Annotated in this window: 22 protein-coding genes and 1 pseudogene; 10 read left to right on the top strand and 13 right to left on the bottom strand. The window is 74.2% G+C overall.

Annotated features, from left to right (window positions below):
• Nucleotides 1–199: 199 nt before the first annotated feature.
• From ACZ7RU_RS21765 to ACZ7RU_RS21755, 3 genes are all read right to left on the bottom strand, one after another.
• Nucleotides 200–1,714 carry a hypothetical protein gene (locus ACZ7RU_RS21765; RefSeq protein ID WP_470342578.1) on the bottom strand — a complete coding sequence of 505 codons (1,515 nt, stop codon included), beginning with the start codon at nt 1,712–1,714 and terminating at the stop codon, nt 200–202.
• A 99-nt stretch (nt 1,715–1,813) separates the two neighbouring features.
• Nucleotides 1,814–2,596, bottom strand: a complete 783-nt coding sequence (locus ACZ7RU_RS21760) for a leucyl/phenylalanyl-tRNA--protein transferase (RefSeq protein WP_470342577.1) — start codon at nt 2,594–2,596, stop codon at nt 1,814–1,816.
• On the bottom strand, nt 2,593–5,931 hold the full coding sequence (locus ACZ7RU_RS21755; RefSeq protein WP_470342576.1) for an amino acid adenylation domain-containing protein: 3,339 nt from the start codon (nt 5,929–5,931) through the stop codon (nt 2,593–2,595). The genes ACZ7RU_RS21760 and ACZ7RU_RS21755 overlap by 4 nt, the downstream gene beginning before the upstream one ends.
• Before the next feature lie 232 nt (nt 5,932–6,163).
• Between ACZ7RU_RS21755 and ACZ7RU_RS21750 the strand changes: the two genes are divergently transcribed.
• Complete coding sequence (locus tag ACZ7RU_RS21750) at nt 6,164–9,349, top strand: EAL domain-containing protein (RefSeq protein ID WP_470342575.1); 3,186 nt, start codon at nt 6,164–6,166, stop codon at nt 9,347–9,349.
• Nucleotides 9,350–9,373: 24 nt separating this feature from the next.
• On the opposite strand, the gene ACZ7RU_RS21745 is transcribed toward ACZ7RU_RS21750, so the two are convergent.
• Nucleotides 9,374–9,685, bottom strand: coding sequence for an ArsR/SmtB family transcription factor (locus ACZ7RU_RS21745; protein ID WP_470342574.1), 312 nt, complete (start codon nt 9,683–9,685; stop codon nt 9,374–9,376).
• Nucleotides 9,686–9,949: 264 nt separating this feature from the next.
• Here ACZ7RU_RS21745 and ACZ7RU_RS21740 point away from each other — a divergent pair, with 264 nt between their 5' ends.
• Nucleotides 9,950–11,413, top strand: a complete 1,464-nt coding sequence (locus ACZ7RU_RS21740) for an MFS transporter (protein ID WP_470342713.1) — start codon at nt 9,950–9,952, stop codon at nt 11,411–11,413.
• 85 nt (nt 11,414–11,498) lie between these two features.
• Here ACZ7RU_RS21740 and ACZ7RU_RS21735 read toward each other — a convergent pair whose 3' ends face one another.
• The 3 genes from ACZ7RU_RS21735 to ACZ7RU_RS21725 all read right to left on the bottom strand — a co-directional run bounded on the left by ACZ7RU_RS21735 (nt 11,499) and on the right by ACZ7RU_RS21725 (nt 16,717).
• Nucleotides 11,499–13,298, bottom strand: coding sequence for a CocE/NonD family hydrolase (locus ACZ7RU_RS21735; RefSeq protein ID WP_470342573.1), 1,800 nt, complete (start codon nt 13,296–13,298; stop codon nt 11,499–11,501).
• A 167-nt stretch (nt 13,299–13,465) separates the two neighbouring features.
• A complete protein-coding gene (locus tag ACZ7RU_RS21730) occupies nt 13,466–14,638 on the bottom strand; it encodes a putative PEP-binding protein (RefSeq protein WP_470342572.1) in 1,173 nt (390 codons plus the stop codon).
• Between the two features lie 54 nt (nt 14,639–14,692).
• On the bottom strand, nt 14,693–16,717 hold the full coding sequence (locus tag ACZ7RU_RS21725) for an FAD/NAD(P)-binding protein (RefSeq protein WP_470342571.1): 2,025 nt from the start codon (nt 16,715–16,717) through the stop codon (nt 14,693–14,695).
• A 321-nt stretch (nt 16,718–17,038) separates the two neighbouring features.
• On the opposite strand from ACZ7RU_RS21725, the gene ACZ7RU_RS21720 reads away from it, so the two are divergent.
• Entirely contained in the window at nt 17,039–17,458 is a 420-nt protein-coding gene (locus ACZ7RU_RS21720; protein WP_470342570.1) for a CPCC family cysteine-rich protein, read from the top strand.
• Nucleotides 17,455–17,520 (top strand): annotated as a pseudogene (locus tag ACZ7RU_RS21715) (hypothetical protein); the annotation flags it as partial. The gene ACZ7RU_RS21720 and the pseudogene ACZ7RU_RS21715, both read left to right, overlap by 4 nt.
• An 11-nt stretch (nt 17,521–17,531) precedes the next feature.
• Here ACZ7RU_RS21715 and ACZ7RU_RS21710 read toward each other — a convergent pair.
• Nucleotides 17,532–17,732, bottom strand: coding sequence for a hypothetical protein (locus ACZ7RU_RS21710; protein WP_470342717.1), 201 nt, complete (start codon nt 17,730–17,732; stop codon nt 17,532–17,534).
• Nucleotides 17,733–17,793: 61 nt separating this feature from the next.
• Between ACZ7RU_RS21710 and ACZ7RU_RS21705 the strand changes: the two genes are divergently transcribed.
• Both ACZ7RU_RS21705 and ACZ7RU_RS21700 read left to right on the top strand, forming a co-directional pair.
• Nucleotides 17,794–18,903, top strand: a complete 1,110-nt coding sequence (locus ACZ7RU_RS21705) for a hypothetical protein (RefSeq protein ID WP_470342712.1) — start codon at nt 17,794–17,796, stop codon at nt 18,901–18,903.
• A gap of 22 nt (nt 18,904–18,925) precedes the next feature.
• Entirely contained in the window at nt 18,926–19,798 is an 873-nt protein-coding gene (locus ACZ7RU_RS21700; RefSeq protein ID WP_470342569.1) for a DUF3592 domain-containing protein, read from the top strand.
• A 43-nt stretch (nt 19,799–19,841) separates the two neighbouring features.
• On the opposite strand, the gene ACZ7RU_RS21695 is transcribed toward ACZ7RU_RS21700, so the two are convergent.
• Nucleotides 19,842–20,225, bottom strand: coding sequence for a VOC family protein (locus ACZ7RU_RS21695; RefSeq protein WP_470342568.1), 384 nt, complete (start codon nt 20,223–20,225; stop codon nt 19,842–19,844).
• Between the two features lie 356 nt (nt 20,226–20,581).
• Between ACZ7RU_RS21695 and ACZ7RU_RS21690 the strand changes: the two genes are divergently transcribed.
• Together ACZ7RU_RS21690 and ACZ7RU_RS21685 are read left to right on the top strand one after the other, a co-directional pair.
• On the top strand, nt 20,582–21,211 hold the full coding sequence (locus ACZ7RU_RS21690; RefSeq protein ID WP_470342567.1) for a hypothetical protein: 630 nt from the start codon (nt 20,582–20,584) through the stop codon (nt 21,209–21,211).
• A 59-nt stretch (nt 21,212–21,270) separates the two neighbouring features.
• Entirely contained in the window at nt 21,271–22,161 is an 891-nt protein-coding gene (locus tag ACZ7RU_RS21685) for a methyltransferase domain-containing protein (protein WP_470342566.1), read from the top strand.
• Nucleotides 22,162–22,322: 161 nt separating this feature from the next.
• Here ACZ7RU_RS21685 and ACZ7RU_RS21680 read toward each other — a convergent pair whose 3' ends face one another.
• The 3 genes from ACZ7RU_RS21680 to ACZ7RU_RS21670 all read right to left on the bottom strand — a co-directional run bounded on the left by ACZ7RU_RS21680 (nt 22,323) and on the right by ACZ7RU_RS21670 (nt 23,960).
• Nucleotides 22,323–22,589, bottom strand: coding sequence for a hypothetical protein (locus ACZ7RU_RS21680; RefSeq protein ID WP_470342565.1), 267 nt, complete (start codon nt 22,587–22,589; stop codon nt 22,323–22,325).
• A gap of 83 nt (nt 22,590–22,672) precedes the next feature.
• Nucleotides 22,673–23,038: a hypothetical protein gene (locus tag ACZ7RU_RS21675; protein ID WP_470342564.1), complete on the bottom strand. Its 366-nt coding sequence runs from the start codon at nt 23,036–23,038 to the stop codon at nt 22,673–22,675.
• 193 nt (nt 23,039–23,231) lie between these two features.
• Complete coding sequence (locus ACZ7RU_RS21670) at nt 23,232–23,960, bottom strand: dienelactone hydrolase family protein (RefSeq protein WP_470342563.1); 729 nt, start codon at nt 23,958–23,960, stop codon at nt 23,232–23,234.
• 194 nt (nt 23,961–24,154) lie between these two features.
• On the opposite strand from ACZ7RU_RS21670, the gene ACZ7RU_RS21665 reads away from it, so the two are divergent.
• The gene (locus tag ACZ7RU_RS21665) at nt 24,155–25,393 is read left to right on the top strand and encodes an alpha/beta hydrolase family protein (protein ID WP_470342562.1); all 1,239 of its coding nucleotides are present in this window, start codon (nt 24,155–24,157) and stop codon (nt 25,391–25,393) included.
• 38 nt (nt 25,394–25,431) lie between these two features.
• Here ACZ7RU_RS21665 and ACZ7RU_RS21660 read toward each other — a convergent pair whose 3' ends face one another.
• On the bottom strand, nt 25,432–25,824 hold the full coding sequence (locus ACZ7RU_RS21660) for a winged helix-turn-helix transcriptional regulator (RefSeq protein WP_470342561.1): 393 nt from the start codon (nt 25,822–25,824) through the stop codon (nt 25,432–25,434).
• 24 nt (nt 25,825–25,848) lie between these two features.
• On the opposite strand from ACZ7RU_RS21660, the gene ACZ7RU_RS21655 reads away from it, so the two are divergent.
• Entirely contained in the window at nt 25,849–26,250 is a 402-nt protein-coding gene (locus ACZ7RU_RS21655) for a YybH family protein (protein WP_470342560.1), read from the top strand.
• Nucleotides 26,251–26,294: the final 44 nt, after the last annotated feature.

Below are 26,294 nucleotides of genomic sequence, written 5' to 3'. Positions count from 1 at the left end.
CGGTGGTTGTGTGTGCGGGGCCGGGCGCGACGGTCACCGAACCGGCGAGCGTCCCGGCGGCGAGCACGAAACCCGCCACCGGGGCGCCGACGCAGAGCCGGTGGTCGCGTCGCGATCCTTCGGCCGGTCGGAGCCCACCCACGACGAGGGCCCCTCGACCGGGGAAGACCGGCGAGGGGCCCAGGGACCTGTCAGCGGGTCAGCTGTGCTGCGGGGCGGGCAGGGTCGCCGAGCCCGCGAGCAGCGGCCACTCCCGGTGGAAGGGCGGCAGCGGCAGTTTGCCCTCGATGACCGGGGTGCCGAAGACCTTCAGGTGGGCGAGCAGCGAGCCGTTCAGGTCGACGCCGCCGACCAGCGACCAACTGCCCTGTGCCTGCGGCGGGTTGCCGGAGGAGTCGGCGACCAGCGAGCCCTCGGCCTGGGCGCGCAGGTAGGGGGCGACGGTGGTCTCCACGCCGACGGTGTCGTACAGGCCGAGGCTGATCTCGGCGCCGAGCGCGGCCCGTACGCCCGCCTTGCCGTTGAGCCGCAGGTGCACCGGGGTGACCTTGGTCTCGGCGCTGGTGACCGGGGTCCAGCCCTTGCCGCCGGTGTAGTCGGCGCGCACCGCCCAGGTGCCGGTGGCGTCCTGCTCCGCCTCCAGGTGGACCTGGCCGTCGGCGCTGACCTCCAGGTAGCAGGTGAGACCGAGGTTGACGACCACCGGCAGGCCGGCGACCGTCAGGACCGGGCTGGCCTGGAGCTTGGCGAAGGGCACCCGGATCGGTGCCGCGCCGGTGCTGCGGGCGGCGTCGCCGGTGACCTTCCACTGGGCGTGGGCGCCGAGGTCGAAGCCGATCGAGGCGGTGCGCGGGCTGCCGGCCGCCGCGCCGTGGTAGGCGAAGTGGACTGCGGGGTGGAGCTGGAGCGAGCCGGACGCGTCGAGGCCGGCGCCGTCGGGCAGCGGGACGGGGGCCTTGACGTTCACCTCCAGGGTGCCGGAGGCGTCGGCCCGGACGCCGTCGCCGCTCAGGCCGGCGGTCGCCTTGAGGTCCTTGACCAGCGGGGTCACCGTGATGCCGTGCGGGTCGACGGGGACGTTGCCGTCGGCCTCGGTGCCGCCGAGGAGTTCGGCCAGGGTGGCCGGACGGGTGGTCAGGGCGAGCGTGTCGCCCGCGCCGGGGCGGACGCCGGTGACGGCGACCAGCGCGCCCTGCGGGGCGGCGGCGGTGGGCGGGCTGGCGATCAGCTGTCCGGGCTGGACGGCGGCCGCAGCGGTCGGGACGGCGCCCGGCGAGGCGGAGGCCGAGGCGGCCGGCGGGGCGGTGGCCGAGGCTGAGGCCGCCGCCAGCACCGCCGTCCCGCCCGCCGGGTCGTACGCCGTCAGCTGGAGGTTCCTGGTGGCCGCCGTGACGGCGCCGCCGTCCTTGCCGGGACTGCCGATCGCGGCCTGCCGGTCCCCGGCGGGCGCGGCGGTGACGGCCGCCTTGCCCGGGGTCGGACGGCCGGTGGCGGGGGTGCCCGCCTTGGCGCGCGGGGTGCTGCCGGCGGGCGGCGCGGCGGCCGCCGGGCTGCCCCCGGCGGCGGTCGGGGCCGGGTCGGCGACGGTGGCGGCGGCCGGTGCGGCACCGGCCGGGGAGGGACCGGGGCTGGTCGGCCCGCACGCGGCGGCCCCGGCGAGGACGAGGGTGAGGACGGCGGGGCCGACGGCCCTGCCTATCGAGCTCTTGAACACGCGGCGTCATGTTACTGACGGGGAATAAGTTTGTCGAAGACAGGCCAAAAACCCCGGCCGGAACAGGTTTAACCACAGGTCAGCCAGGCAGAGGCCGGATCACCCGGTTCGGCCGAGCCGCGCCGCCGGCAGCGGCGCCCCGTCCAGTACACCGCCCCCGCCCCCGCCCGACAGCTCCGCGAGGTAGCGCGAGCGCGCCATCGGCTCGGCCCCGAGGCTCCGCACGTGCGGCCCGTCCCACTGGGCATCGAGCAGCCGCCCGCCGGCCGCACCGAACCGCGCCCCCAGGTCGGCGACGGCGACCCGGGCGGCGTCCGGGCGGCGGTGGAACATCGAGTCCAGGCTCAGCACCGGGCCGACCGCGACCCCGAACACCCCGCCGATCAGCTCCTCCCCCTCCCACACCTCCCCGCTGTGCGCCGCCCCCAGCTCATGCAGCCGCAGCAGCGCAGCCACCAACTCCTCGGTGAGCCAGGCCGGTTGACGCCCCTCGGCGCAGGCCGCCAGCACCTGCCCGAAGGCCCGGTCGGCGCTGGTCCACCAGGACGACCGGTTGCGCAGCCGCCGCGCCAGCCGGCTCCCGAGCCGCACGCCGTCGGGCGCGATCACCGGCCGGGGGTCGGGCGACCACCAGGCCAGCGCGTACGGGTCCGCGCCGCCCGGCAGCAGCGCCACCTCGCCCGCCTCGACGGCGTCCCCGTACACCGCCTCGTTGTAGGCGCTCGCGTACACGTCCGCCGCCGGCAGGGGGAACAGCCCGCGCCGGTACGCCGCCAGCAACTCCCCGGCCCCGAGCGCCCCGGGCCCTCCGAGCGACCCGCCGAAGGCCACCGGCCCGTCGCCGGGGCCGAGTTCGACGTCGAGCGCGTCGAAGTCGGTCACGGCGCCGCCGCCCGCAGGAACCCCTCCCGCTCCAGACCCGCCAGGTAGTGGTCGATCAACCCGGCGTCCACCGGCGGCAGTTCGACCCCGCTCCCGGCCAGTGCCGCGTCCGCGTCGGCCCGCTCGAACAGCGGGAACGTGGGCCGGAAGTACATCTCGCTGATCGACAGCTCCGACCCCGGCGCGCGGTCCACGAACAGCGGGACGAACGGCGCGATCGGGTGCGTCGGGTTCCCGGCGGCGAACCGGACCAGCCGCCGCACCCAGTCCCCGTACGGCAGTCGGTCGATCCGGTGGCCGCGCGCCCGCAGCCGATCGGCGAGGTCGGCGAGGTCGCCCGGCTGCGGGGAGGTGAGGTGGTAGACCTCGCCGGCGGCGGGCGCGTGGGCGGCGATGTGGGCGACGGCGAGGGTGAAGCGGTCGGCGGGGACGAAGTCGAGCAGCAGCCGCACGTCGGGGCAGGTGCCGCTGTCGGCCAGGTAGGCGATCAGCGCGCACAGTTCGGTGCCGGTGTTCATCACCCCGTCCGCCAGGTCCCCGGTGACGTCGTTGGTGCGCAGCACGGTGACCGGCAGCCCGGCGGCCGCCGCGTTGTGCAGCAGCTGTTCGGCGACCCACTTGCTCTCGACGTAGCCGACGCCGAGCCGTTCCGGGTGGGCGAGCGGGGTCCGCTCGGTGACCTTCGCGACGCCGGCCGCGCCGAATCCGGCCAGCACGGCGAGGGTGGAGAGGTAGTGCACGGGGATGCCCCGGCTGTGCCCGGCGAGGTGGGCGACCTCCCGGGTGCCGCCGACGTTGGCCTGCCGCAACTGGTGGTACGGGTAGAGGAAGTTGACCTGCCCGCCGAGGTGGTGGATCGCGTCCAGGTGCTCGGCCAGCCAGGCGAAGCGGCCGTCCGTCAGCCCGAGCCGGGGCCGGGTGAGGTCACCGACCAGCGGGACCACCCGCGGGTCGGCGAGGTCGTGCCGCAGGAAGCGCTGCTGCGCCGCCCGCAGCCGTTCCAGCGCGTGTTCCTCGTCGGGCGCGCGGACCAGGCAGTGGACGCGCGCCCGGGTGGTGGCGAGCAGCGCGTGCAGCAGGTGGGCGCCGCAGAAGCCGGTGGCGCCGGTGAGCAGGATCTCGGCGGGGTCGGCCCGGGAGGGGGCGGGGCTCCAGGACTGCCGGAGGTCCTCGGTGAGCCGGGCCTCGGCGAACCAGTCGACGCCAGCCTCCCGCACCACGGGGGCCGGGGTGCGCGCGGCCCGCAGCGCCCCGGCGAAGGCCCGCAGGAGGGGCTCGCGCAGCAGCGCCCGGGTGAGCGTCCGCACCTGCCCGACGTCGACGCCGAACATGATCCGTGCTCGTGCCAGCATCTCCATCGCCAGCAGCGAGGTGCCGCCGAGCGCGAAGAAGTCGTCGTCCGGGCCGACGTGTCCGACGCCGAGCAGCTCCGCCCAGAGCTGTCCGACGGCCGCCTCCACCGCCCCCGCTCCGGCGGTCTCGGACGAAGGCCCCTGGGTCGGTGCCGGGGGACGCACCGGCGCCCGTGGCAGCCGCCGCCGGTCGATCTTCCCCGCCGCCGTGAGCGGCATCGCCTCCAGCACCACGAACTCGGCCGGCACCAGGTACTCCGGCAGCCGCTCGGCCAGGAACGCCCGGATCGCCCCGGCGCCGCCGGCCGCCCCGGCGGCGGGCGTGTAGTACGCGGTGAGCGTGCGGCTGCCGTCCGCCGCCTCCCCGTCGGCCGCGACCCGGGCCTGCCGGACGTCCGGATGGGCGGCCAGGACGGCCTCGATCTCGGCCGGGTCCACCCGGTGCCCGCGCACCTTCACCTGGTCGTCGAAGCGCCCGAGGATCTCCAGTCGCCCGTCCGCCCGCCACCGCCCGGCGTCGCCGGTGCGGTACATCCGCTCGCCGGGCAGCGGCGCGTACGGGTCGGGCAGGAAGGCCTCGGCGGTGAGCCCGACCTGCCGCCAGTAGCCCCGGGCCAGGCCGGGCCCGCCGAGGTGGATCTGCCCCTTCTCCCCGGGCCGGACGGGGCGCAGCCGGTCGTCCAGCACGTGCACCCGCACCCCGGGCAGCGGCCGTCCGATCGGGACGGGTGCGGCGGCGCCCTCCGCGCCGTCGAGCAGGTCCGCCGTGACCTCGCAGAGCGTCGAGGTGACGGCCGCCTCGGTGACCCCGTACGCGTTGAGCAGCCGGGCGCCCGGCAGCCGTTCCAGGCAGTGGCGGCAGTCGTCGGCGTGCACGGCGTCCCCGCCGACCACCACCAGCCGCAGTCCCCGGGGGCCGGGGCCGCCGGGCGGGAGCAGGTCGAGCAGGTGGTGCCAGTAGGCGGGGGTGAAGTCGGCGACGGCCAGGCCCAGGGAGGGCAGCCGACCGGCCAGCTCGGTGGGCGCCCAGGTGCCGCCCGCGCTCCCGCCGCCGCCCAGCACCACCGTGGCGCCCGCGAGCAGCGCGCCGAACACCTGCTCCAGCGCGGTGTCGGAGCCCAGCGCGGCCAGTTGCAGGACGCGTTCGCCGGGGCGCAGCCGGTAGGCGTGGACGATCCGGTCGAGGGTGAACAGCAGCGCACGGTGGGTGACCGGGACGCCCTTGGGGCGGCCGGTGGTGCCGGAGGTGTAGATCAGGTAGGCGAGGTCGTCGGGGACGGCGCCGTCGTCCGAGATGCTCCCGGCGTACGGCGACTCGCCGGACTGCGGGAGCTCCTCGGCCTGCGGGGCCTCCCCGGCCGTGCCGCCCTCCGGCCCGAGCACGGACACCCGGGACGTCCCCGGGAAGCCGTCACCCTCCGCGACCACCACCCGGGCCCCGCAGTCCTCCACCAGCCGGGCCAGTCGCCGCCGGGGGTGCGCCGGGTCCAACGGCAGGAAGGCGCCGCCGGCCTTGAGCACGGCCAGCCAGGCGGTCACCAGGCCCGTCCCGCGCTCCAGGCAGACCGGCACCACCTGCTCCGGCCCGGTCCCGCGGGCCCGCAGGGCGGCGGCCAACCGGTCGCTGCGCAGGTCGAGTTCGCGGTAGCTCAGCGTGGCGTCGTCGGCGACGACGGCGACCGCCTCCGGGTCGTGCGCCGCCCGCGCACGGAACAGTCCGTGCACCGTGTCCGCGAATCCGGCCGCCGCCCGCCGTACGGGGGTTCCGTCGGGGAAGCCCAGTTCGGCCGGGCGCCACTCGCGTTCCACCCAGTCCCGGCAGTCGGCCCGCCCGGCCGGCCCGTGGACCTGCCACCAGCCCGCGGGGACGGTCAAGTCCCCCGGCCAGAGCGCGTACTGACCGTCGCCGTTGCGGACCACGGCGTGACGGCCGGAGCTCACATCCGTTCGTACGCCCTGTGCGCTGTCTACTGCGTCGTCCACCGGCTTGACCTCGTGCTGTGGCGGCAGAATGCTTGGGAGTGCGACATTTCCGACTATACGCACTCATGCCCCGTCGAGGACGTCCGGTCGCACCCCCACCGGACGCCTCGCTGCTGCGCGAAAGCGCTCACCCGCCCCACCGGGCACAGGCCCCGCACGCCTCGCCCGCCCAGCCCTCGCCCGAAGTCCCCCGCCCGACCGGCGGGGTGATGTCGCGGAGGAGGTAGCCTCGTTGACTCGCCGGCGACAACACCTGATGGTCTGTTACCTGCTCTGGATGGTGCTGTTCACCGGCATCTACTACGTGAACCCGGGCCAGCGGATCATCTGGTGGACGGGCATCGGCCTCGGCGGCGTCGCCGCCATCGTGGTCGGCGTCCGCCTCAACCGTCCCGCGCACGCGCGCTTCTGGTACGTGCTGGCGCTCGCCAACCTCAGCTTCACCGTGGGTGAGGTGGTGCAGGCCGTCCAACTGGACATCCTGCACCTGCCCAACCCGTTCCCGTCCGTCGCGGACGGCTTCTACCTCGCCGAGTACGTGCTGTACGCGGTCGGCGTGCTGGGCTTCATCCGCTGGCGCACGGCCCGTCAGGACCTCGCCGGGCTGCTCGACGCGCTCATCCCCACCATCGGGCTGGCCCTGCTCGCCTGGATCTACCTGATCCTCCCGTACGCCCGGAACCCGGACCTCACCTGGTTCCAGAAGGCCGTCTCGATCGCCTACCCGCTCGGCGACGTGGTGGTGCTCGCCCTGCTGATGCGCCTGCTGACCGCACGCGGGGGCAACTCCCGCTCGCTACAGCTGCTCGCCGTCGGCTCGCTCGGCATCATGGTCTCCGACGTGCTGTACGGGCTGATCCAGCTGCACGGCACCTGGCGCATCGGCACGCCCGTCGAACTCGGCTGGGCCGCCTTCTACACCGCCTGGGGCGCGGCCGCGCTGCACCCCTCGATGGTCGAGCTGACCCGACCGGTGCCCACCCAGCACCCGGACCTCAGCCCCGCCCGGCTGGCGCTGCTCACCCTGGCCTCGCTGATCGCCCCGACGATGCTGATCATCGAGTCGCTGGCCGGCAACACCAGCAACGCGGGCGTGATCGGTGCCTTCTCCGCGCTGCTCTACCTCCTGGTGCTGGCCCGGCTGGCGGTGGTCGTCTCCGCCCGCAGACAGGCCGTCGCCCGCGAGCGGGCGCTGCGCGAGGCGGGTGCCCGGCTGACCGGGGCCGTCACGGTGGAGGAGGTCGCGGACGCCGTCCAGTCCGCCGCCTCCACCCTGATGCCGGCCGAGTCCGGGCACGTCGCCCTGCTCGCGGTGACGGAGGAGGGCGTGCTGCACGTCCGGCACGCCGGGAGCGGCGCCGCCCGGCCCCGGCCGGGGGACGCGGCGCCGTCCGACCAGGTGCTCGAGCTGGCCGCCGCCCGGGAGACCCTGCTGCTGCCCGTGGCCTCGCTGGGCCTGGAGGCCGCCGGGCTGCCCGATGCCGCGCGGCCCAACGGCGAGCGGCGCGGCCGCGTCGACGGCATGCCGTACGCCCTGGTCAGCCCGCTCACCCTCGCCCAGCGCCCCTCCGGAGACCCGCTGATCGGCGCGCTCATCGTCACCGGCACCGAGCGGGAGCTGACCAGCCTCTGGAGTTCGCTGGAGATCCTCGCCGCGCAGGCGGCCCTCGCCGTCGAGCGGGTGGTGCTGAGCCGGGAGGTCACCCGCCGCAACAGCGAGCTGTACTTCCGCACCCTGGTGCAGAACGCCAGCGACGTCATCCTGATCCTCGACGCCGACGACGGCGTGCGCTACGCCTCCCCGTCCGCCGAGACGGTGCTCGGCCACCCGAACCTGGCCGGCACCCGGCTGACCGACCTGGTTCCGCCCGAGGACAGCCGGGAGGTCGGCAAGGCGCTGGCCCGGGTGCGGGAGTCGGCCGACCAGTCCCGGGGCGAGCATCCGCGCGAGCACTGGCGACTGCTGCGCCAGGACCGCACCCCGATCGAGGCCGAGGTCCGCTTCAACGACCTGCGCGCGGACCCGACCGTCGGCGCCCTGGTGCTCACCCTGCGCGACGTGACCGAGCAGCGGCAGATGGAGCGGGAGCTGACCCACCGGGCCTTCCACGACTCGCTGACCGGCCTGGCCAACCGGGTGCTGTTCCAGGACCGGGTCGGCCACGCGCTGTCCCGGGGCGAGCGCAGCGGGGCGGTCACCGGGGTGCTCTTCCTCGACCTGGACGACTTCAAGGTGGTCAACGACACCCAGGGCCACGCGGTCGGCGACGAGCTGCTGGTCGCCGTCTCGCTGCGGATCTCCACCGCGCTGCGCGCCTCGGACACCGCCGCCCGGCTCGGCGGCGACGAGTTCGCCGTCCTGGTGGAGGACGCGAGGCGGCCGGCCGACGTGGACACCATCGCGGCCGGGGTGCTGGCGGTGTTCGCCGAACCGTTCAGGCTGAAGTCCGGCGCGGTCCGGGTGAGCGCCAGCATCGGCGTGGCGACCACCGAGGACAGCGTGGACGCGGCCGAGCTGCTCACCCACGCCGACCTCGCGCTCTACTCCGCCAAGGCGGCGGGCCGCCGCCAGTGGTGCCACTACCGGCCCGCCCTCCAGACCGGGATGGTGGAGCGGCACGAGCTGAACGAGCACCTCGACTCGGCGATCGCGGAGTCGGCCTTCCAGCTGTACTACCAGCCGATCGTCGACCTGCGCTCGGGCGATCTGGTCGCCTTCGAGGCGCTGGTCCGCTGGCCGCACGACCGGCGCGGCATGGTGCTGCCCGACGAGTTCATCGCCCTCGCCGAGGAGAGCGGCCAGATCGTCCCGCTCGGCGCCTGGGTGCTGGAGCGCGCCGCCCAGGAGGCCGCCGCCTGGCACGCCGCGAGCTCCGCGGTCCGTACGGCCGCCGGCCGGCCGCCGCTGCGGGTCAACGTCAACGTCTCGGCGCGCCAGTTCCGCGACGCCGGCTTCGTGGACGTGGTCCGCCAGGCGCTGGCCACCTCCGGCATCGACCCGCACACCCTGGTCCTGGAGCTCACCGAGTCCGTGCTGATGCGCCGCGACGACCGCATCCACGCCGACATGGCCACCCTGTCCGGCCTCGGCGTCGGCATCGCCATCGACGACTTCGGCACCGGCTACTCCTCGCTGTCCTACCTGCGGGAGTTCCCGATCTCGCTGCTCAAGATCGACAAGTCCTTCATCGACGGCCTCGGCCACTCGCCCCAGCAGTACGCCCTGGTCGAGGGAATCACCCGGATCGCCGACACCCTCGGCGTCCAGGTCATCGCCGAGGGCATCGAGCACCCCGAACAGCGCGACCTGCTCGCCGCCATGGGCTGCCCGCTCGGCCAGGGGTACCTCTTCGCCCACCCCATGGACTCCCCCAGGGCCCGCGCCCTGGTCGGCCGGACCTCCTACGAACCGGCCTGAGGCCCGGAACAGGCCGCGCTCCCGTCAGGAGTTCGCGCGGACCAGGTCGAGCAGCCCCGGGAAGCGCCGGTCCAGGTCCGCACGGCGCAGGGTGGCCGCGCGGCTGTTGCCGCGGTCCACCTGGCGGACCAGGCCCGCCTCGCGCAGCACCCGGAAGTGGTGGGTGAGCGTGGACTTGGAGACCGGGAGGTCGAAGGAGGCGCAGGTGCGCGCCGTCCCCTCCGCCTCCCGCAGCAGGGCGGCGACCACGCCGTAGCGCAGCGGATCGGCGAGCGCGTTGAGCACCGTGCGCAGGTCCATCTCCTCGATCGAGGGGTGGCCTTCCGGGTCGGGCATCGGGTCCTCCGTCGTCAGGAGTCGTCAGGCGTCGCCAGGCGTCCTCAGGTACGGGTTGCATCGTACCTCGACCGCATGGCACGGTGAGGTTCGACCAAATCCGTACCTGGCCGTCCGGACCGACGGCCGGTTCAAGCCTGGAGTCACGCCGTCTTGCGCACCCAGAGCCCGCCCTCCGCCGCACCCCCCGCCGCCGCGGAGGGCCCGCACCCCGGCCGCACCCTGACACTGGCCGCCGTCCTCCTCGCGGTCTTCGTCGTCCCGATGTCCATCTCCGGCACCGCGGTCGCCCTCCCCCGGATCGGCGCCGGCACCCACGCCGACCTGGCCCCGCTCCAGTGGGTGGTCAACGCCTTCAACGTGGCCTTCGCCTGCTTCACCCTGGTCTGGGGGTCGGTCGCCGACGTGATCGGCCGGGTCAGGGCCTTCGCGGCAGGCGTCGCCCTCTACGCCCTCGGCTCGCTGGCCAGCGCCGTCGCCACCGACGTCCGGTGGCTGGATGCCGCCCGCGCCCTCACCGGCATCGGCGGCGCCGCGATCTTCTCCTGCGGCGCGGCGATCCTCTCCACCGCCTTCGCCGGCCCGGCCCGCGCCAGGGCCTTCGCGCTGTTCGGCACCACCGCCGGCGTCGGCGTCGCGATCGGCCCGTCCCTGGCCGGCGTGCTGGTGCAGGGCGTCGGCTGGCGCTGGGTGTTCGCCCTGCACGCCGTCGCCCTGGCCGTGGTCCTGCTCGCGCTGCCCGCGATCTCCCGCGCCGTGCCCGCCGACACCGGCGGCGGGCGGATCGACGTTCCCGGCAGCGTCCTGTCCGTGCTCGCCATGGTGCTGCTCACCACCGCCATCGTGCAGGGCTCCCAGTGGGGTTGGGGCAGCACGGGCGTGCTCGGCCTGTTCCTCGGCGCGGCCCTCGTGCTGGCCGTGTTCGCCGTCGTCGAGCGGCGCAGCGCCCACCCGGTGCTGGACCTCGGCCTGCTGCGCGACCGCCGCTTCGTCGGCCTCTGCCTGGTGCCGGTGGCCGCCTCCTTCGGCTTCGTCACCCTGCTCACCTACCTGCCGAGCTACCTCACCGCCGTCACCGGCCGCGGCACCGGCGCCGCCGGACTGCTGATGCTGCTGCTCACCGCGCCGGTGCTGGTCCTGCCGCTGCTCGCCGCCAGGCTGGTCTCGCGCGGCGTGCCCGCGCTCACCCTGATCCTCCTCAGCCTGGTCTGCCTGGTGGCCGGCGACCTCGCCCTGACCCTGCTCTCCTCCTCCGTCACCGTCCTGCTGCTCGCCGTCCCGATGCTGGTCACCGGTGCCGGGATGGGACTGTCGGCCGGGCTGGTCGACGGCCAGGCACTGGAGCTGGTCGACCCGGCCAAGGCGGGCATGGCGGCCGGCTTCCTCAACACCCTGCGCCTGGGCAGCGAGGCCGTCGCCGTCGCGGTGTACGGCTCCGCGCTGACCACCGTGCTGGGCACCCGGATCGCCGACGGCATCGGCGCGCACACGGGAGCCGCCCGGGCCGGCGAGGTCACCGACCGGGCGGCCGGCGGGGACCTCGCGGGCGCCGCCGAGCTGTCCGGCGCCACCGACCGCCGGGCCTTCACGGACTTCCTCGCGCACTCCTACGACTCCGCGTTCCACTCCGTGCTGTGGGGCCTGGCGGCCGTCGGCGCGGTGCTGTGCGCCTTGATCGCGGTGCTGCTGCGCGGCGGCGGGCGGCGCCCGGACGCGCCCCGAGGCTGATCCGGTACGTCGCCGGAGGGGGGACGGACGGCCGTCGCCGGAGACGGGACGGCCGTCCCGCCGCCCGGCGCGGCCCGGTTGGGGATCAGCCGAGCGGCAGCTCCAGCCGGGACTCGTTCCCGCCGGGCGAGCCGATGGTGACGGTGCCCCGCTCCGCGGCGTAGGAGTACAGGTCGTCTCGGCTGTTGACGACCAGGGCCAGCCGGTGGCCGGTCCGCACGTCGTAGGAGGTGGGCTGGAGCTTCCAGCCGACGGTGGTGTCCTCGCCCGGGGTCAGCCCCGTCGCGGTGTACGGCTCGTGGGTGATGATCCGCGCGGTGCCGTCCGGGGCGAGATCGAACAGGTAGGCCACCAGGGTCGCCGCCTCCTCGGTGCTGCGCACCGTCAGCCGGACCTCCGCGGCGCCCCGGATCCGGCGGGCCGCGTCACCGCTCCGCGCCGTCAGCTCCTCCGTCGACCAGGACAGCAGCCGCGACGGCTCGAACTGCTCCGGGACGTAGCGCTTGGGGTTGCCGAACCACTCCTTCTCCCCGGTCTTGAGGAGCTCACCCGCGTTGGCCTCGGTCGGGTTGCCGGCGACGAAGTCCTGCGACCACCCGGCGGTCGGCTTGTCCGACAGCGCGCCCTCGCCGGTCAGGTGCCAGGTCTCGCCGCCGGTGGTGACCTCGCTCCACGACCCGTACGGCTCGCGCTGCGCCGGGGCGGTGATCCGGTTGCCGCCGATGCCGGTGCCGGTGGTCTCGTAGGTGAACATGGACTGGTTGACCACCTGCGGCCAGGTCGGCACCTCGTTGTCGGCCCCGAGCAGGTGGTGGTCCAGCCAGGCGTAGGCCTCCTGGATCGGCTCCGCCAGCCCGGGGAACGGCCAGCCGAGCGGCAGGCCGACCAGGCCGGGGCCCTCGGGGGCGCCGTGGTCGCCGATCCAGAGGTTGAGGTGCTTCGGCACGGTGAGCTGTTCGAAGGTCTCGATCACCGGGCCGACCGGGAAGAGCGTCTCGTGCCAGGTGTTGGAGACGAAGGTCGGGATGCCGCGTTCGTTCGTCCGACCCACATGGGTCTGCGGGGAGCGCCTGGTGCCCCACTCCACCACCTTGTCGAGGTTCCGTCCGGCCTTGAAGTCGTTGAGGATCTCCAACGTCGCCGGGTCGAACTTGTCGGACCCGTCCTCCGCCTCGCCGCCGGTGAAGCCGATCAGCGCGTTGACGGCCGCCAGGTGCCGGGTGCCGTTGTCGTAGAGGCTGGTGGCCAGGTTGCCCCAGGTGCTCAGGGCGACGACCGCGGAGACCCGGGCCTTCTCGTCGTGGGCGGCGACCAGCTGGCTGATCCCGGAGCCGTAGGACTCGCCGAGGAAGCCGATCCCGCTGGGGTCGAAGTGCCGCTCCGCGAAGTCGATCACCTTCGTGCCGTCGGCCCAGTCCTTCTCGCCGCCGACGTCGATGAAGCCCCCGGAGGTGGACAGCCAGCCCTTCCTGCCGATGCCGCGCGGGGTGTACGCGAGGACGTGGTACCCCCGCTGCGCCAGCTTGAGGTACAGGTGCAGGAAGGGCAGCCAGCCGAACGGGTTCCAGCCGGCGGGCACGATCACGACCGGATGCGGCTCGCCGTCGCGGAGCTTGACGGCGAGCCCCGACAGCCGGGCGTCCTCGACGCCGTCGATGCCGACGAGCTCGGTCGCGGCCTTCTCCCGCACCTCCCCCACCAGCTCCGCCAGCGGCTGCGGCAGTTGCACGCCGGCCTCGCCCCGGAGCGCCGCGAGCAGCGCCTCGGCCACGCCCACCGCGGACGAGCTGGGGGTGAGGCCGTCGCCCCAGATGCCGTTGGTGGCGATGTCGGTGAGCGTGGCCTCGGTGACCGCCGGGACCGGCGCTCCACTGATGCTGGTCATGCGAACCGTCCTTTTCATCAGGGATACTGACCGCATCCTGATCAGGGCGGCCAGAATCAAACTGACGTACCGTCGGGTTCACTGGAAGGAGTGGAGTTTCCGGTCAACTCCTGAAGCTGAAAATAGAGTTGTCGTATTCGCGTCCCTTCCTCCGGCCATCCACCCGGTCAGGGCTGGGGTTCGAGGAAGAGGTGCCGGAGCTCGGCGGTGCACATCATGTAGCCGTCGGGGGTGGGCACATGGGTCAGGTAGTGGGCGAGGTCCGAGCCCAGCGCGAACACCCGCACCGGGGTGCCCGTGGCGCGCGCGGACTCCACCACCCTGCGCAGCCCGTCCAGGACGGCCGGGTGCCGGGTCTGGTAGGACTCCGCCACCAGGTGGTTGCCGCGGTCCGCGGCGAGGTAGAACTGCACCAGGTCCTTCACCCCGACGAACAGTTCGCTGGCGCCGGCCGCGCAGATCTCCGCCGTGGCGTGCACCGCCGCGGGCGTCTCGATGAACGCGGACAGCGGCACCTCGGGCGGCAGTTCCAGGTGCTTCCTGAGCTGGGCGAACTCCTCCGCGTCGTTGAGGAACGGGACGGAGAGGTGCACCCGGCCGGCGGCGTCGCCGAGCCGCTCGCGCAGCGAGCCGAGCATGGCGTGCAGCGCGTCCCGGTAGGCGGCCGACCCCAGCAGCCAGCGGGCGCCGTGCAGGCCCAGCTCGGGGTTGGGCTCGACCGCGACCGGGGCCAGCTCGGTGACGCTGGCGGCGTGGTCGGAGCGGAGGTCCAGCAGCCGGAGGACCAGCCGCTGGCCGGGCAGCAGCGCCTCGACGAAGCCGCACAGCCGGTCCGCGAGGGCCCGCCCGTAGACCACCGCGTCGGCCGGTCCGCCGACCAGGGAGTCCAGCGGGCTCAGGGACGCCGCCAGGCAGAGGAACTCCTCCCGGATGAAGAAGGAGTCGACCCGCCCGGCGTTCGGCCCGCAGGAGTTGATCGCACGGATGTCCTGGAGGTCGGCGATGACCGCACACGCCGAGCCGAGATCGTCCAACGAGGGGCCGCCGGGCCCGGAGTCCGGGTCCGCCCCGTCGCCGGCGCCGGACCCGAGGACCACCGACTCGCTGTCGAGGTCCAGTGTCACCTCGCCGACCAGGTGGTCGAGGTCCTCCTGGTCGACGCGGAGCACGGGAATCCCCCGGCCGCGGCAGAGCGACTGCATGTGGCCGGTCAGCCCGCCCGAGCCGCACACGACCCCGCGCGCCACCACGATCGCCTCGTACAGGCCCGCGTCCAGGGAGGGGGCGACGAGGATGGATCCCTCGAGTGGACTTCTCGTGCGGTTGCAGGTACCTCGCACCTCGCTCTGCGTTCCACCGGTCAGCAGGGATCCCTGAATCCGTCGCCCGTTCAACTAGTCCTCCTGTTCGTCGGCGGCCGCGATCCCCAGTCGTCGCCGCAGTTGCCGTGGTGTCACGGAGACATCGGTGAGTCGTTCGACCGCGGCCCGGTTGACGGCCACCCTCATCAGGCCGTCGTGCCGGGCGGCGTCCGTCGGACGGGTCGGACGTCCACCCATGGCCCGAATACAGGCGTCCAGTCGGGAATCGAGCAGTTCCCGCTCGATTCGACCGCGCGAGGCCAATCTCCTCGCCTCCAGAATCACAGCGTCCTCGAATCCGTCGGGCGCCGCTTCCTCCAGATTGCCGTCACCTCCGTGGTGCCGGGCCCCGGTTCCGGCCAGGCGTCGGGGCAGGATTCCGGCCACGCTTCCGGCCACGCGTACGGCGGCATTCCGGGCCACGCTTCGAGGCGAAATGTCGTGGTCCAGTTCCGTTTCGAGTTCCGGCCCGAGTTCCGGTTCGAGTTCCGATTCAAGTTCCGGCCCGAGTTCCGGTTCGAGTTCCAGTCGCTCGATCACGTGGGCGGCGACCGCGATCGAATGGTTCTTGATGGCGGCGAGATTGAAGGTGAACGCACCTGTCCGGCCGTTGCGCACCATCTCGTCGCCTTCCCTCAGCACACCGACCGCGGAGATCGGGCCGGGCTCCCCGTCGGCACCCAGCAGCACCCCCCGCGCGTCGACCTCCAGGCCACGCCCGGTGCGCTCGTGGGGTGTCGCGAGCCCGCGCCGGAGGACGTTGCGCCAGAGCGGCTGGTCGACCCTGCTGTAGTCCGACTCCCGGCCGAAGTTGGACACCACCAGATCGGCCTCGATGGTGCGCCTGCGCTCCGGGGACGCGACCGACACGACCAGCCGGCCCGACTCCGCGGGACCGACCGCCTCCACCTTGCCGACGACCAGTTCCACCGGCCCGTCCGCCGGGTGCATCGCCCGCTCGATGACCGCCATCGTGTACTCCAGCACCCCGACCCGCAGCGCGGCCAGCGCGGTGCCGAACTCGTCCAGCAGGCTCCGCAGTTCCGCCGACGGTATGCGTTCGACGGCCTCGGGCAGGTGCGGCTCCCACGCCTTGACCACCCGCTCGGCGACCACCACCGGGGCGACGTCGGGGTGCTCCCGGACGACCGTCGCGCACGCCGTGTCCCACTCGGCCCGCACCCGGGCGAGGAACTCCTCGCGGTTCCGGTACGGCTCCAGCAGCGTCTTCGGACAGGGAAGGCGTACCACCCCGTGCTCGTGGCCGCCCGGGTACGTCCGGAACAGGGTGCCGGTCCTGGAGATCAGGTGGATCCGCCCGGTGTGGCCCTGGCGCAGCAGGAGGCCCGCCGAGTCGTAGGCGCTCAGCACCGAGCCGACGATCGCGACCGTCGCCTGGGCGGGAAGTTCCACGAGCCTGCGTATCCCGGCGGCGGAGTAGGGGTTGCGCACGAAGGACGGGTGGGTGCGGACCTCGGAGGCGAAGACCGGCTCCCTGAGCTCGAGGCCGGTCGCGAGGACGACGTGGTCGGCGGAGAGCACCGTCCGGGCCCGGTCCCGACCGGCTTCGGCCCCGTCGCCGCCGGGCTGCTTGACCGTCACATCGACTCCGGCGGAGCTGACTTCGACGTCCACCGCCTCGCCGTCCGCCTCGACGAGCACCACACCCGGGCAGGCTTCCCGCCTCGCCGCGGCCAACCGGTCGATCAGGTAGTCCTGGAAGATCCGTCGGGGAGCCGGCCCCTGCTCGACGAACCGGAGGTCGGTCCAGGGCGCCGGCCAACCGCTGCGGTCCGCCTCGTGGTTGGCCCAGCGGACGAAGTCGAGGACGTCCTCGCGGAACACCGACATCCGCCCCGCCTGGATGTTGAACACGTGGTCCCAGGGGTTGCCGTCCCGGTGGTAGGCGACGCCGGCCGACCGGTAGTCGGAGCGCCGTTCCAGCAGGACGATCTCGAGCGGCCTGCGCGCGAAGCAGAGCAGCCGGATGGCCGTGGCGGTGCCGGCCAGGCCCGCCCCGACTATCAGGACTCTTGGACGCGTACCCGTTCGACTCATGGTCAAGCCTCCCCGTCGTAAGGGTGGGAACCCGGCTCCGCTGTCCCGGACACCGGGCACGAGATCTGTCGGCGACGTGCTGCTCGGAAGTACGGACGTACTTCTCGGAAGGAGCGAATCGCCGTCCGAACTACGGCGATCGGTGCCCGCCCCCGCCGCGCTTCCAGAGCGCACGGGGGAAGGGATCGTCACCGGCCCCAGGATCCTAGAACAGGTGATCCGCCCGACATGACGACTTGTCACGAAAGCCCCGGCGGGCACACCCGCCCGCCGCGCGAAACCCGGTCGCCACCGGCCGGGGCGACAGGCCAGACTGCCGGGGTGGACACTCGTCGGCCCTGCCCCTGCTGCGGCCATCTCGTCTTCGACGTCCGGGACGGGTGGCCCGGTTCGTACGACATCTGCCCGGTCTGCTTCTGGGAGGACGACTGCGTCCAGCTCAGGTGGCCCCTCATGGCGGGCGGCGCCAACAGGGTCTCGCTGACCGAGGCCCAGCGGAACGTCCGGGAGTACGGCGCCTGTGACCGGCACGGCCGACGGTTCGTCCGGCCGGCGGCACCCGACGAGCCGCTCGACCCCGACTGGCGCCCGATCGACCTGGCCACGGACGCCTTCGAGGACTGGGAGGACGAGGACCGCCGCCCCTGGCCCGAGGACCGGTCGGTCCTCTGCTGGTGGCTCCCGTCCTTCTGGGACACCACCGAGAGGACCCGACGCCGGACCCGCCCCACCGGCTCGTGACCGACGTCGGGTCGGTACGCGGTGAGAGCGACCTGCACGGTGTCCTGAAGCGCGGACTCCGTTTCCCGGCGTTCTACGGAATGAACTGGTCCGCGTTCTGGGACTCGATCACCGGCCCGGTCGCGATGCCGGGGAGCTGCACTTCGTCCACTGGGCCGGCCTGGAGCGTGAAGTCCCGTGGGCGGCCGGTTCCCTCCGCGACCAGCTGGCCCGATACGCCGCGCTCGACCGGGACTTCACCGTCGTCTACGACCGGCGGCCGCACGGCGGCCACGACGCAAGCTTGTCGGTCCGAGATCTGTCGGCCGTCGGCCCCGACCGGCACAATCGCCGGTATGACGACCACCACCGGCGCGCCGCATCGACGCAACACCCCGGTCGCCCTCGCCCGCGGCTTCCTGACCGGGGGCGTGACCGGCGGATCGCTCGCCGCGCTGGTCGTCGGCACCGTCGTCGAGAAGGTGCCGCTGTTGATCGCGGGCCTGGGCCTTCCGGTCGGCTACGGCCTGCTGCTGTTGCTCGCCGGCTGGCCGCGGCGGGCCCGCGAGGCGGCCGTCGTTCCGCGGACGGCCCTCGCGGTGATCGAGAGCCGGCACGCCACCGCGGGCAAGGAGACCGACGTGCCGGTGCGGTTCGACCTCACCGTCGTGCCGGACGACGGGGCCGCGTTCCGGGTCGGGTTCACCCAGGACGTCAACCACGTCGACCTCCCCGACTACCGGCCGGGCGGCGTCCTGGTGGTCCGGTACCCGCCGGACCGGCCGTGGCGGGTGCGGGTCGTGAAGCGGCCGACCCCGGAGTGGGAGGAACGGGCGGCCGGGGCACGGCTCGACTCCGCGCCCGACTCGACCAGGGTGAGCGAACCCCCCGAGGTCCGGGGCGTCGGATTCCTCGGGCTCCTCGGCCTGCTGCTGGGCGCGGCGGCCGTGGTCCTGCTGTTCCGCGCGGACCTGTTCGAGCGGACGGCCGCCGCCGCACCGCCCCCGTCCGCGAGCGTGGACGCCTCCACGACGCCGACGGTCTCCTCGACGTGGTCGACCACGGTGGTGTCGGCGGGATCCGGCACCGTCGTCCTCGGCGCCGGACAGTCGTTCCTCGACGACGGTGAGCTGCGCCGGTCCGTCAACTCGCTCATCAAGGACCGGGATTCAGGTCAGGCGATCACCGTGGTCGTGCAGGAGAACCTGCTCTCGGTCGTGTTCTCCCCGACCGGCGCGAAGGCCCCGGACTTCGATCCGCTGTCACTGCCCTACGAACGCTTCCCCGCCCTGGTCGAGGAGGCCAGGACCACCCTCGGCGTCCACGCCCCGCAGACCTGGCGGCTCACCGCCGACAGCATCGCCGGTTCCGTCACCATCAGGATCGGCGTGACCGGCCCCGAGGGCACCGCCTCCCTGGAGGCGGACGGACAGGGCCGGGTGCTGCGGCGCACCACGGCCCACTGACGACGGACAGGAGCGGGCACGCGTGAACTGGCACGGAATTCTGGCACTGTGGTGCGGGGTGTTCGGCCTCCTGGCGCTGGTCGGGTACGGCCGGTCGCTGGCCGGGGTGACCCGGGCGCAGCGGACGGTCCGGGTGACGGGCCGGATCGAACGGGTGCGGGAACCCCGGCACGGGAGCTCCGACAGGGACGGCATAGCGGTGGTCGTGCGCTTCCAGGACCCGGCCACCGGCGAGGAGTTCACCGTCACCAACGACGGCGACTGCGGCGACCGGATCACCGTCGCCTGGGTCGGCCGGGAGGTGGGGATCCGCTACCCTCCCGGGCGGCCGCACGCCTTCCGGTTCACCGACGACCTCCAGTACGGTCGACGAGGGCTCGGCTGGCCCAACTTCGCGGTGTTCCTGATCTACTGCGGGCTGGTGGCCGTCGCCGCGATCGACTGGGGCTGGCCGTGGATCCTGGTCGGGGTCGGCGGGCCGTGCGCCGTCTTCACGGCGTTCCAGCTTCCCGCGGACAAGGAGCGCACGACAAGCCGGTTCGACACGCTGACCGCCGCGGCGCCCGTGCCGGGCCGCGTCGTCGCCGTCCTCAAGACCGTCTACACCGACGAGGAGGGCGACCTCCGCACCAGCCGGTCGCCCGTCGTCGCCTTCACCACCCACGAGGGAACGGCCGTCACCGCCTACTACCCCTCGGCCCTGCCCGACTCCGCGGTCTCGTACGGCCAGGACGTCACCGTCCACTACTCCCCCGCCGACCCGGCCGTCTTCACCCCGGACCTCGCCGCCGAGCACCGCTCCGAGGGGAAGAACCTCGGCTGCGCGGTCGCGGCCCTGGTCGTCACGGCGTCGGCGACGGTCGCCGGGGCGGTCCTGCTCTACCGGTCCGGGTGAACCGGGGGCGAGGAGCCCGTGAGGCGCGGGAGGCGTACGAGCGTCAAGAGTCGACGGCGGCCCGGTCGGAGTCGCTTCGCAGCACGCAGAACTCGTTGCCCTCGGGGTCGGCGAGGATCGCCCAGCCCGAACCGTCGGGATTCCGGTGGTCGGCGACGAAGGCGGCGCCGAGAGCCAGCAGCCGCTCCACCTCCTGGTCGCGCGAGGTCTCGGGCCGCAGGCACAGGTGGATCCGGTTCTTGACCGTCTTGGCCTCGGGCACCTGGTTGAAGTACAGGATCGGGCCCTCCGCCAGCAGCACCTGTGTCTCCCGGTCTCCCGGCCCGCACTCGGGAGCCAGCGGCCGCCCGGTCACACCACTCCAGAACCGGGCCAGCCCATAGGCATCCGCACAGTCGATCGCCACGTTCTGCACCACCGAAACCATGCGCGCGAGTCTTCCCGATCCCCGCGCCGCGCGCCACCGGGTCGGCCCGGCTCCCGACGGACCCGGCCCTCACCGGCCTGCTGCCACGCTGATCCGCGACGGTACCGCGTGACCGGCGGCTCGGTCGGCGTGCGGCCGGCGCCGTCCCTGTGACCGATCCCGGGGAGTGGGAAGTCGGCCGGGCCGACTTCCCACTCCTTCGCCCTCCGTCCCACTGCGCGTCCCGGTCCACCGCGCGGTTTCGGCCGGATCCGCCGTCCCAGGAGCGGTGTTCCGGCCTCCGTTCGCGTCCGCCCCGCACGAGTCGCCGCCATCGCCGATCCTGGGCACAGCTGACGACACCCAGAGGTGGACGGATGAGGACCAGGTTCAGGACCCCGACCGGAGTGCGCGCGGTGGCCGCCGCCCTGCTGGTCGCCGCGGCGACCGCCCAGGCCGCGACCCCGGCGCAGGCGCAGACCGCCCGCCCCGGCATGCTCACCGTCGCGGACCTGCCGCCGGACGACCTCACCTGGCAGGGCGGCGCGTCGGACCAGCCCGGCGGGAGCTTCGACACCCGCTGTCTCGCCGACTGGAACCGCCCGAGCGTCCCCGAGGAGAACATCTGGAGCGCGGACTTCCTCACCTCCGAGACCGCCTCCGCCTACGAGCGGGTCTACGTGCTGCCGACCGAGGCCGAGGCGATCGCCCTCGCCGACTCCGCCCGGCAGTACTACGCCGGCTGCGCGGGCCGGCAGCAGGCCCAGTACCCGGGCGACGTGGTGACCGGCCAGGACCACGGCACGGTCGACGTCGAGGAGGGCGCGACCGTCGGCGGCATCCACCTGAAGTACGTCACCACGTGGAGCGGCCACGTCGACGTCCTCTACGGCGTGGGCCGGGACGGCAACACCGTCGCCCTGGTCGAGTGGGAGAGCAACTGGACCCAGCCCGACGTGCCCGCGTTCAAGGAGACCGTCCGGGCCGCCGTGAACAAGCTGTCCTGATCCCGAGGGCCCGGTGGGGCGCGACCTGGCGGGCCGTCAGCTCCGTCTAGGGTGACGCCATGACCGACCCGCGCCCCACCTCGGCCTTCCACCGCGCCAACGTCGACCCGGCGGTCACCGACCGGCTGATCGCCGCGCTGGACGCCCAGGCCGCCAACCCCGGCGTACGGCGGCTGCGCACCTGGGCGCACGCCGAACTCGCCGTACGCCCCGGCGAGCGCGCGCTGGACGTCGGCGCGGGAACTGGGTCGGAGACCCAGGTGCTCGCGGCGGCGGTCACCCCGGAGGGCGGCGCGACGGACGGCGGAACGGGCAACGGAACGGGCAGCACGACGTACGGCGCGATCGGTAGTGCGATCGGTAGTGCGATCGGCGTCGAGCCCAACCCCGGGCTGCGGGCCGTCGCCGAGCGGCGTGCCGCCGAGGCCGGCAGCCCGGCCCGGTTCGTGGACGGCGACGCGCTCGCACTGCCGCTGCCGGCCGGCGAGTTGGACGCGGTCTGGTGCGAGCGCGTCCTCCAGCACCTCACCGATCCGGCGCGGGCCGTCGCCGAAATGGCCCGGGTGCTGCGCCCGGGCGGTCGGGTCGCGCTGCTGGACACCGACTGGTCCACCTTCCTGATCCATCCGGCCGAGCCGGACGTCCAGTCCGCGCTGGCCACCGTCGTCCGGGACACCGCCGCCCGACCCGACGCCGGGCGCAGCCTCGCGGGCTGGCTGGTCGAGGCGGGGCTGACCGTCGACCGGCTCGGCGCCGACGTCCTGCTGCACGACTCGCACGCCACCGGCGGGCCGCTCGTCCGTGGGCTCGGCGCGGCGGCCGTCGAGCGGGGTCTGATCACCGAGGAGCAGTGCGACGGGCTGTACGCCGATCTCGACGCGGCCGCCGGGGCCGGGGCGTTCCACCTGTCGGTGACGATGTTCGCCGCCGTCGCCCACCGGCCCCGCTGAGCCCCGCCCGCCCGCCTGCATCGCTGTCTGCTGTCTGCCTACCCGCCTGCTGGCGCCGCACCACCGGTCGTCACCTCCGGGGCGGCGGCCCGCACGATCACGGACGGCGACCGCCGGGCGGTACGGACACGGCGGCGGGACCGCGGGTCGCCGCGGGGCGCTCAGAGCCGGCGCAGCGCCGCCTCGCACAGCCGGCAGCGTTCCTGCTCCAGCTCGGGCGGGTACCACGGTTCGCCCGGCCGGGCGGGGCGGTAGTGGGCGTGCTCCATCGGAGCGGTGTCCAGCCCGCAGAGGGTGCGCGGCTGCGGGTCCTCCGGGACGTCCGGGTCCTGGCCGGCGGCGTGCACCCCGACCACGCCGGGGCCGACACCCTCGGGGCCGAGGGCCTGGTCCGGGGCCATTTCGAAGAGGACGACGATCGCAGCCACGGTCCCACCGTGGCGGGGCGTGGCCGTCCGCGCATTTCGATCTTCAGCCCGCCGACGGCCTCGACGGGGCCCGAACGGGGCCGCTACTCGTGGTAGCAGGGGCCGCCCGGTTCCGTGTCCGGGGAGCCCAGCGCGACGCCGAGCAGGAGGAACAGCACCACGGCCGCCACGACCAGCACCACCCACTTGACCTCCGGCTCGACGCCCTCCGGCAGCACCACCGCCAGCACGGCCTGGAGGAGGACCAGCAGCACGGTCATGCCGACCCAGGCGATCGGCATGCCCAGCACCAGCGACGCCCGGGTCGGCGCGTCCATCCCGAACGGGCAGGCGTCCCACCTCCGGGAGGCCAGGGCCGTCGCCAGCGCGGTGCCCGCCGCAGCGAGCACCGGCCCTGCCAGGTACCACAGGCAGCCGTACGATCTGCCGTTCTCCGCCGATGACGCCATCCGTGCTCGTCCCCCCCTCGTCCGACCTGCGATCCGTGCTGCGTGATCGCGTTTCCGAGGCGCACACGCTGCGGGAGCCCCGCCCGGTTCCCAGGAGCGGAGCGCGGCGCTCCGGCTGTCGCCGGGTCGTCGCCCGGCCGACGTCGGTCGTCGCCGGGTCGTCGTCGGTCGTCGTCGGGTCGTCGTCGCCCGGCTACAGCCGCTCGGCGAGCGCCCGGTGGACCCGCCGCCAGGCGTCGGCCGTGGCCGCGGCGTCGTGGTCCGCCGGACGGTCTGCCGCGAAGCCGTGCCGGGCGCCCGGATAGGTGACCAGTTCGTGCTCGACCCCGGCCGCGATCAGCCGCCGCTCGGCCTCCTGCCACTCCTCCAGCGGGAGGATGTGGTCCGACTCGCCGCAGAAGCCCAGCAGGTACACGCCGTTCGCGGCGATCCGCTCGGCCGTCTCCAGCGGGGGGACCGGGCCGACCAGCGGGAACCCGGAGTTCAGCAGCCAGCCCGGGTAGAACACCGCGGCCAGTTCGAAGCGCAGCTCGGTGGCCGCCCGTACGGCGATGTGCCCGCCCATGCTCGTCCCGACGAACGCCACCCCGCGCCCGTCGGCCAGGCCGCGGGCGGCGGCGAGCGCCTCGGCGGCGTCGGCGACCAGCTCGTCACGGTCCAGGGCGCGCATCAGCACCAGGCCCGCCTCACGCTCCTCGGCGGCGTAGCCGAGTTCCGTGCGCCGGGCGTTGCGCCAGTAGAAGTCCGGCGCCACCGCCACGTAGCCGAGGCCCGCCAACTCGGCGCAGACACCCCGGAGGTAGTCGTTGACCCCGTACAGCTCCGAGCAGACCACCACCGCGCCGCGCACCTCGCCCTCCGGCCGGTGCACGTACGCCTCGATCCCGCCCGGCGTACCGAGCTCCCGCCACTGACCCGTCATCAGATCCCCCGTGAATCATCCGGAAAGTTCCGCTGCGCATCGTAGTACCGGACGCGGGGTGGCTCAGGCCTCCGGCCGCCCGGGGCCGCTCCGCATCAGCCCGGGGATGTAAATCCGTGGGCCGATGCCCGGCGACGGAGGATCAACCGGCGGGCCGATGCCGCCCACCCGCCGCGCGTGACAGCGTTCCGCGCATGGACACCACGCCTGTCGCATCCCCCAACGGACCGACCCGCCGCCGCATGCTGGGCGCCGCCCTCGCGCTGGGGGCCGTCGTGCCGCTGGGCCTCGCCCGTACCGCCTCCGCCGCCTCGGCTGCCTCCCCGCCCTCCGCCGGCGCCGCGTCCCCCTCCCGACTCACCCTGCCCGCGCCCACCGGCCCCTACCCGGTGGGCATGGTGCCGCTGCACCTGCGCGACGAGTCCCGGCTGGACCCGAACGCCAGGCCCGGCCGGTTCCGCGAGCTGATGGCCACCGTCTGGTACCCGGCCCGCACCGCCGACGCCGGCGCGTACCCGCTCGCCCCCTGGATGACCGACGGCGCCCTGAAGGCCTTCCTCGACGACGTCGGCTTCCCGCTCCCCCTCGCGCTGGCCCCGCTCACCTCGGGCCACCAGGGCGCACCCGTCCACCGGGGCGGCCGACCGCTGCCCGTGGTGCTCTACTCCCACGGCGCGGGCAGCCACCGCGCCGACCACACCATCACCGTCCAGGAGTTGGCCAGCCACGGCTTCGCCGTCGTCACCGTCGACCACACCCACGACGGGGTCACCGAGTTCCCCGACGGCACCGTCGTCACCCGGGACGGCGTCGACCCCGGGCTGTACCCGCGGGACTACGCCGCCGACCTGCTCTTCCTGCTCGACCGCGTCGTCGACCTCGCCAACGGCCGCAACCCCGACGTCGACGGCCGCCCCCTGCCGACCGGACTGCTCGGCGGCCTGGACGCGCGGAACATCGGCGCCTTCGGCTGGTCCAAGGGCGGCACCGCCACCGCCCTCGCCATGATCGCCGACCGGCGCATCCGCGCCGGGCTCTCCCTCGACGGGCCGATGGCCTCCAACCCCGCCATCAGCACCGACATCGACCGGCCGTTCATGCTGATGACCGCCGAGTTCGCCCGCGCCACCAACCCGTACGCCGAGACCTTCTGGTCCCACCTGCGCGGCTGGCGCCTCGACGTCCAGGCCACCGGCGCCATGCACAGCTCCTACGGCGACAACATGACGCTGATCCCCCAGGCCGGCCGGCTGCTCGGCATGACCGAACAGCAGATCCGGTCCAAGGTCGGCACCCTCGACCCCGCCCGCGGCGTCCTCGTCCAACAGACCTACCCGCGCGCCTTCTTCGGCCTCCACCTGCGCGGCCGCCACTGCGGCAACCTGCTCGACGGCCCGTCGAAGGCCTTCCCCGAGGTCGTCTACCACCCCTGAGCCCCGCCGGGCGGCCGCCACGGGGGTGCGGCCGCCCGTCACCCCCCGGCGAGGGCCACGCCCGTCCGGTACAGCTCCACCAGCAGCGGCCGCAGCGCCTCCCCGGCCGACGTCAGCCGGTACGAGGTCCGCACCGGAAAGCCCCGTAGCCGCTCCCGCGCCACCAACTCCCGCTCCCCCAGGGCCTGCAGGCGCTCCGCCAGCACCTTCGAGCTGATCTCCGGCAGCCGCTCGCGCAACTCCCCGTACGAGGCGGGGCCGTGCATCAACTCCCGCAGCACCAGCGTCGTCCACCGGCCGGCCACCGCCGCGAGCGCCACCTCCACCGGGCAGTGCGCCTCCGGCCGCACCGTACGGCCGCGCCCGTCCGGCACCAGTTCCTCGTCCCAGAACCGGCCTCCCGGCCCGTCGCTTCCCGTTTGGTGACCCACGCCGGGCCGGTCTTCACTGCTCGCATGACTCACCCCGCCACCCTCCCCCTCACCACCGACCCGGCACAACACCCGGCCGTCTTCGCCGCCGCCTTCAACTCCGGCGACCCGGCCCTGCTCGCCCAGGCCTACGAACCCGGCGCCGCCTTCGTCCCCACCCCCGGCACCACCGCCACCGGCCCCGAACTCCACCGCGCCAACGCCGAGTTCCTCGCCCTCGGCCTGCCCATCACCGTCCATCCCCGGCACACCTACGTGGCCGGGGACATCGCCCTGCTCATCGTCGACTGGCAGATCACCGGCACCACCCCCGACGGCACCCCCGTCCACCTCACCGGCACCGCCACCGACGTCGCCCGCCGCGACCCGTCCGGCCACTGGCGCTACGTGATCGACAACCCCTTCGGCACGGCCGCCCGGCCCTGAGCCGGCCCACCGGGAGCGCCCCATCCGACGACCGGACGGGGCGC

Source organism: Kitasatospora sp. NPDC114501 (genome assembly GCF_055633695.1).
This window is presented reverse-complemented; position numbering and strand designations above follow the sequence as displayed.

Bases quoted from the DNA above. Each gene is read 5' to 3' on its own strand.
- ACZ7RU_RS21735 (WP_470342573.1), bottom strand. From the start codon at position 13,298: ATGACCAGCATCAGTGGAGCGCCGGTCCCGGCGGTCACCGAGGCCACG.
- ACZ7RU_RS21675 (WP_470342564.1), bottom strand. From the start codon at position 23,038: ATGGCGTCATCGGCGGAGAACGGCAGATCGTACGGCTGCCTGTGGTAC.
- ACZ7RU_RS21745 (WP_470342574.1), bottom strand. From the start codon at position 9,685: ATGCCCGACCCGGAAGGCCACCCCTCGATCGAGGAGATGGACCTGCGC.
- ACZ7RU_RS21695 (WP_470342568.1), bottom strand. From the start codon at position 20,225: ATGGTTTCGGTGGTGCAGAACGTGGCGATCGACTGTGCGGATGCCTAT.
- ACZ7RU_RS21690 (WP_470342567.1), top strand. From the start codon at position 20,582: ATGAGGACCAGGTTCAGGACCCCGACCGGAGTGCGCGCGGTGGCCGCC.
- ACZ7RU_RS21705 (WP_470342712.1), top strand. From the start codon at position 17,794: ATGACGACCACCACCGGCGCGCCGCATCGACGCAACACCCCGGTCGCC.
- ACZ7RU_RS21725 (WP_470342571.1), bottom strand. From the start codon at position 16,717: ATGAGTCGAACGGGTACGCGTCCAAGAGTCCTGATAGTCGGGGCGGGC.
- ACZ7RU_RS21685 (WP_470342566.1), top strand. From the start codon at position 21,271: ATGACCGACCCGCGCCCCACCTCGGCCTTCCACCGCGCCAACGTCGAC.
- ACZ7RU_RS21655 (WP_470342560.1), top strand. From the start codon at position 25,849: ATGACTCACCCCGCCACCCTCCCCCTCACCACCGACCCGGCACAACAC.
- ACZ7RU_RS21740 (WP_470342713.1), top strand. From the start codon at position 9,950: ATGTCCATCTCCGGCACCGCGGTCGCCCTCCCCCGGATCGGCGCCGGC.
- ACZ7RU_RS21670 (WP_470342563.1), bottom strand. From the start codon at position 23,960: ATGACGGGTCAGTGGCGGGAGCTCGGTACGCCGGGCGGGATCGAGGCG.
- ACZ7RU_RS21665 (WP_470342562.1), top strand. From the start codon at position 24,155: ATGGACACCACGCCTGTCGCATCCCCCAACGGACCGACCCGCCGCCGC.